At 37.5% G+C, this 5,497-nt stretch carries 4 protein-coding genes and 3 pseudogenes; 2 read left to right on the top strand and 5 right to left on the bottom strand.

Going from position 1 to position 5,497, the window contains the following annotated elements; genetic code table 11:
- Window positions 1-313: 313 nt before the first annotated feature.
- Both CWATDRAFT_RS29450 and CWATDRAFT_RS35055 read right to left on the bottom strand, forming a co-directional pair.
- Window positions 314-1,840: an IS5-like element ISCwa2 family transposase gene (locus CWATDRAFT_RS29450; RefSeq protein ID WP_007308385.1), complete on the bottom strand. Its 1,527-nt coding sequence runs from the start codon at window positions 1,838-1,840 to the stop codon at window positions 314-316.
- A gap of 137 nt (window positions 1,841-1,977) precedes the next feature.
- Window positions 1,978-2,073: pseudogene (locus tag CWATDRAFT_RS35055) on the bottom strand (prepilin-type N-terminal cleavage/methylation domain-containing protein); the annotation flags it as partial.
- Window positions 2,074-2,361: 288 nt separating this feature from the next.
- On the opposite strand from CWATDRAFT_RS35055, the pseudogene CWATDRAFT_RS29460 reads away from it, so the two are divergent.
- Both CWATDRAFT_RS29460 and CWATDRAFT_RS29465 read left to right on the top strand, forming a co-directional pair.
- A pseudogene (locus CWATDRAFT_RS29460) lies at window positions 2,362-2,634 on the top strand (type II toxin-antitoxin system RelE/ParE family toxin); the annotation flags it as partial.
- Window positions 2,634-2,912, top strand: coding sequence for a helix-turn-helix domain-containing protein (locus CWATDRAFT_RS29465; RefSeq protein WP_007308383.1), 279 nt, complete (start codon window positions 2,634-2,636; stop codon window positions 2,910-2,912). The pseudogene CWATDRAFT_RS29460 and the gene CWATDRAFT_RS29465, both read left to right, overlap by 1 nt.
- Here CWATDRAFT_RS29465 and CWATDRAFT_RS29470 read toward each other — a convergent pair.
- From CWATDRAFT_RS29470 to CWATDRAFT_RS35060, 3 genes and pseudogenes are all read right to left on the bottom strand, one after another.
- Window positions 2,909-3,052, bottom strand: coding sequence for a type II toxin-antitoxin system HicB family antitoxin (locus CWATDRAFT_RS29470; protein ID WP_198139059.1), 144 nt, complete (start codon window positions 3,050-3,052; stop codon window positions 2,909-2,911). The two genes, CWATDRAFT_RS29465 and CWATDRAFT_RS29470, sit on opposite strands and share 4 nt — an antisense overlap.
- A 177-nt stretch (window positions 3,053-3,229) precedes the next feature.
- Complete coding sequence (gene aroA, locus CWATDRAFT_RS29475; RefSeq protein WP_007308384.1) at window positions 3,230-4,579, bottom strand: 3-phosphoshikimate 1-carboxyvinyltransferase; 1,350 nt, start codon at window positions 4,577-4,579, stop codon at window positions 3,230-3,232.
- Window positions 4,580-4,914: 335 nt separating this feature from the next.
- Window positions 4,915-5,432 (bottom strand): annotated as a pseudogene (locus CWATDRAFT_RS35060) (IS1634 family transposase); the annotation flags it as partial.
- Between the last annotated feature and the right edge of the window lie 65 nt (window positions 5,433-5,497).

Here is a 5,497-nt window from a genome sequence, read left to right on the forward strand (position 1 = left end):
ATTTCCAAACCGAACCAACAGATTTTGAACGGATTTTGGTAATTTAAATTTTTAACAACCGGATCTTTTATTCCCAAGGTATTGGCCGGTTTCCACATCACTGTGAGGTCCGTTCCGGAATCATCTACCACTGTTGGTTTAAGGGCTATAGCTGGATTATTCGTCTTGGTTAGTTTGCGTCGTCGCAATAATGACTTTAGTTAAGGGAGTGAGGAACTTCGGAGTTCGTTAATGTAGGGGTCAACGGCCGTTGATCCCTAAACCGGATTTAACAATTAATAATTAGGGTTTGCTGAAAAAGTTTCTCCAAAATTTATGCCACTTGGGACCAAGAATTTTCTGACAAATCAATAAGTTTTAGTACATAAAAATTGTTTAAAGTATAATCAAAATTAATGAAAAGCGGTTTGATGAGTTCCCCTGTTCTATTATTAGTAAATAAGGACAAAAAAAGCGACAAAAACTGCCTCAGAAGTTTAGAAAGATTGACAACTAAAAATGTAATAGCAATAGATGTAATGGAGGTTTCAGGGAGTTTTGTCATCACGAGATTTAGGCTAAATCTTCGTTTAGCTTGTCCAAACTTTCCCTCAATAGCATTACGGAAGCATTCATCGGAGTGGGCTTGTTTCTTTTCTTCTTCACTGACATTTTTCGGAGGTCTTCCTAACTTCGGACCACTGATTCTTATCCCTCTTTCCTTACACCAATTTCTGTTTTCCCTAGTTCGATAAATTTTATCTACATGGACGGATTCGGGATAATAGCCAAACGTTTCTTTATACTTTTCTACTTGTTCTTTTAAATGACAAGATTCATTGAAGTTTTCCCAACTTATTTTGTCTAGAAACACATAGTTATCTACACAGCTTACTGAGAGTTTAGCTCCAAACTCTATTGGTTTTCCTGCTTTTCCCCTCACTATTGGACGAATATGCGGTTGAGTTAAACTTACAATTCTTTGAGGAACACTCTGGGTCTTATTCTCCCACATTGACTGTTGTTGTTCATAAACTTTTTTGATAGTCTCTAGACAATTTTTCTGTCTTTTACTCAGATTTTCCAGGGAAGCCCCAGCTTGAATTAAGTCTTCTATATTTCCTAAATTTTTCTTAAGGTATTTTAACTGTTTCCCGATAGCTTTTCTTCTTTCTTGATAAGATACTTTTCGTTTTTTAGCTACTTTTAAGTATTCCTTTCTAGCAATTTTTCTAGAAGTTCTCGGCTTTTTTCTCAATTTTACTCTTAATGGTTTATAAAGATTATCTATTATTCTTTCTGTCTCAATTCTGGCTTGATTTAATATGCCTAAATCCGTTGGGTATTTGATGTCTGCTGGCGCACAAGTCGCATCTAAAATTAGTTTACCTTTATTTTTTATTTTTTCTCCTTTTTCTTGGAGACAATCCTTTTTTTTTACTTCTTTATCACTCTTGTCTATTTCTCTTTTTACTATTTTTTTATTGATTTTGTTTATCAATTCTCCATCAATTCTTTTCCTAAAATGAACTAGCATTGAAGATTCCAGTGGTGGCTCTTGTTGATAACAATTTAAACCTATAAAGTATTGTAGATAGGGATTTTCTCTAATCTGTTCTATAGTTTCTCTATCACTTGTTCCTAATTTTTCCTTAATAATTAATGTCCCTAATGCCATTCTAAATAGTTTGGCTGGCGCACCTTTTTCTGCTGAAAAAAGTTTAGCATATTCTTCCTCAAAATCATCCCAAGGTATCAACTCTGCCATGATTACCCAACGATTATTGGGGGACAATTTGCCCTCGAAAGGTAATTCAAATTTTTCTGGGGGCGGTAAAGGTTGCTCCTCTTTTCGATACATTTGTTCTTGACCAACAACTGGGAGGTGTTTCTACCAATTATAGCGGTTTGTAGCCGACAAAGCTGATCTTTTTTGCGATCGCGAATATGGGTGTAACCTTTTAAAGAATAGGGTTTTGCTTTTATTCAGCAAACCCTAATTAGAACAACTAATAATTCAATTAAGGTGAAACCTTTGTTACCTTTTTTGTTAGCGAGAGTTTTGAGTAGGTTAGCTTTAAATGTGTTATTCATTGGATGAATGTTCCTTGTTTGATAGAGGTAAATGTGTTTTTTTTGCTTCTACAAGGAACATACCCACCTGGCTTAAAAAACATATCACTTTGGAAAAAAATTTTTTTTATTTTTTTTTTCGGGGAGGGTTGAGATCCCCCCTAACCCCCTTAATTAAGGGGGGGAATAAGGTTAGTGTTAGAAGGGTTTGGAGTGTTGAGAGTGGAGAGAACATAACATATAAGTTATAATGGACTCATGGACTGAAGCGTTGAAACTTTAAATGAAACCGTAGATGAAGAACTTGCGGCCTTGCCAGCAAATATGCGTGCGAGGTTTGTCTGGATAAGTCAACTCATCACAGAACATGGCTTAGAAAATTTAGGAGAACCCTATGTTAAACATATAGAAAAAGCCCTGTGGGAAATTCGTCTCAAAGGAAAAGATGGGATTTCTCGTGCTTTATACGTTACAGCTAAACCTAAACGGGTAATTGTTGTGAGAGTCTTTATCAAAAAAAGCCAAAAAATACCGAGAAAAGAAATTAAACTTGCCCTAAAACGGGCTGAGGAGATTGAATAATGACTAAAATTTCTCAGTTACATCAAAAATGGTTAAAAGACGCAGAATACAAAACTGCTTATGAAGGAATGGCTATGGAGTTTGAAATAGCCTCAGCTATTATTGCCGCAAGAACCCAAGCAGGATTAACTCAAGAAGAACTTGCTCAACGAATGTGCGCTAAACAGTCCCAAATCGCCCGATGGGAAAGCGGAGAACAAAATGCTACGCTCAAAACACTAAAAAGAATTGCCGAGGCAACAGGAACTAATCTCAAAATTTCTTTTGAACAGTATTAGAGTGCCACAGAAAAACTATCATTACCATGCTTTTCTTCTACATATAGATAACCTTGAATGGCATCTTTTATATTGGCGATCGCCTCATCCATAGTTTTACCTTGACTAACACAACCAGGTAAGGATACAGCTTCAGCAATATAACCCTCATATTCTGGATCCTAAGTAAAAATAACTTGAAATTTCATTAAAAATGCCCTATTATGTCCTTTTAATTAATCATAGCTAATTTATGCCCATCTTAGTGAGGAACAGGCAACAGTTTTTCTTAATTAGTCCAGTGAGCAGGATGCTCACACTCGGTGTCTCTCAAACAATTATTCTAGGGCGATCGCTTGCAAACTTTCCACAAACTCGGGGTAGGAAATAGCGGCAGCTTCGGCACCGTTAATAATGGTTTTGCCTTTTGCTCTTAAAGCTGCGATCGCTAAACTCATGGCAATACGATGATCCCCACAACTATCTACCTCAGCACCGTTTAATTCCTTTCCTCCAGTAATTTCTAACCCGTCGGGTAACTCGGTAATATTAGCACCCATTTTCCCCAACTGTGAGGCAATGACAGCTAAGCGATCGCTTTCTTTCACTCTCAACTCGGCAGCATCCTTAATAATAGTTGTCCCTTGAGCAAACAAAGCGGCCACAGCTAAAATAGGTACTTCATCGATGAGACGAGGTATGATCTCCCCTTGAATGGTACAAGCTTTTAACTGAGTCGCTTTCACCCGGAGATCCGCCACTGGTTCCCCTGTGATCACCCGTTCGTTTTCTAGGCTAATATTTGCCCCCATCATCTCCAATGCTTCTAAAATACCGGTTCGGGTGGGGTTAATACCAACATTTTCAATCAATAATTCTGCTCCTTCTACTATAGAGGCGGCCACTAACCAAAAAGCGGCGGAACTAATATCCCCTGGAACAATTACTTTTTGACCGGTTAACTCAGGATGGCCTGTGATAGTAACACTATTTGTTGTAGCATCAATATCTAAAGTTGCCCCAAAAGCTTGTAACATCCGTTCGCTGTGATCACGGGATAAAGCGGGTTCGGTGACGGTGGTTTTTCCTTCTGTCATTAACCCTGCTAATAAAATACAAGATTTTACCTGTGCTGAGGCGATGGGGGAATGGTAATGAATGGGTTTGAGAGTTTGTCCTTGGATAGCTAAAGGGGCTAAACTGTTATTATTGCGTCCCCAGATTTTCGCCCCCATTGTTTGCAGGGGTTTGATGACACGGGACATGGGACGCGATCGCAAAGAAGCATCCCCTGTGACACAAAAGAGGCGATCAGGGTGAGACGCTAATAAACCTAACATCAAGCGCATAGTAGTCCCAGAGTTCCCTGCTTCGAGTACCTCTGAGGGTTCTTGTAAATGTCCCAACCCTATACCTTGTACAGTAACTTTTTCGTTGTTTAATGGGGATATTTTTGCTCCCATAGCCCGAAAACAGTCGGCGGTACTACGGGGATCTTCTCCTAATAGTAGACCTTCGATGATGGTTTCTCCTTCTGCGATCGCCCCTAACATCAAAGCGCGATGAGAAATAGATTTATCCCCAGGTATTTGTAGGGTTCCTTGTAGGGATAATCCTGTGTTGGGAGGGGTTATGGTTAAAGTTTGCTGATTTTCTGCGCTTTGAAGGTTAATTATCGACTTAGACATAGGTTAGTATTCAGGAGTTAACTGTCAGTTATAGGTATTTTACGATAACGTTGATCCCACCTAACCCCCCTTAACAAAGGGGGGAACTTTAAACCCAGATTCCGCACTTCAAAATGTAGTATAAAACAATACATAGTTTTAAAAAGTCCGAAAATCATACCTGGGCAAGAATATTTCTCTTTTCATTAAATTTTTAGGAAAAATAATCAAATTAAGAAGATTTATACTCATTGAAAACTTAGCAAGACTCAGCACAAACGAAGGAGAGTTTCCTCTTCTCATTTGATATCATTAGACTCTTATTCTTTTATTATTTTTGCTTTATCCAATTCAATTTATAGATAATATCTTTGACAAGATGCAGGTAATAAACTCAATATAAAACGCCTTTCTTCTGTTAAATTGACAATTTGTTTAACTCCGTTTAAAATCACATAATGAATACCTTGAAAACATTGAAATATCCACCTCAAAGTCGGACGCAATGTTACTTTCCCTACTTGATTATTTATTCCTTTTTTGACTCTTTTTAAACAATTTCTTAATTCTCTTTGCCCCAAGTTATAAATCAACAAACACAAAGACATTAAAAATAACATTGTTTCTATTCTTTCTGGTTTTTCAACGAAGAAACTATCAGTAAAAAATAAGGGATCTTTCAAAAATCGAAATCCTCTTTCCGTAGATTGCTGGTTTTTATAAGTTATCAGAATTTCACTAGCTTCTAATTTATTTTCCTCTACTAAGTTAGTTGCTAAAATAATTTTCCTGCTTCTTTAGTCTTTCTACTTATCTCTTCATCTTTTTTGATGATCAGACTAATCATTTTATAAATCTTTTCCTTTTTTTTCGATAAGTTTCAGTCAGTCAACTGGTACCGGCTCATTTATCTCCCCCCCCCNNCCCCCCCCTCCCCCC

The organism is Crocosphaera watsonii WH 8501 (genome assembly GCF_000167195.1).
In the GTDB taxonomy this organism is placed as follows: domain Bacteria; phylum Cyanobacteriota; class Cyanobacteriia; order Cyanobacteriales; family Microcystaceae; genus Crocosphaera; species Crocosphaera watsonii.

Bases quoted from the DNA above. Each gene is read 5' to 3' on its own strand.
- aroA (WP_007308384.1), bottom strand. From the start codon at position 4,579: ATGTCTAAGTCGATAATTAACCTTCAAAGCGCAGAAAATCAGCAAACT.
- CWATDRAFT_RS29450 (WP_007308385.1), bottom strand. From the start codon at position 1,840: ATGTATCGAAAAGAGGAGCAACCTTTACCGCCCCCAGAAAAATTTGAA.
- CWATDRAFT_RS29465 (WP_007308383.1), top strand. From the start codon at position 2,634: ATGACTAAAATTTCTCAGTTACATCAAAAATGGTTAAAAGACGCAGAA.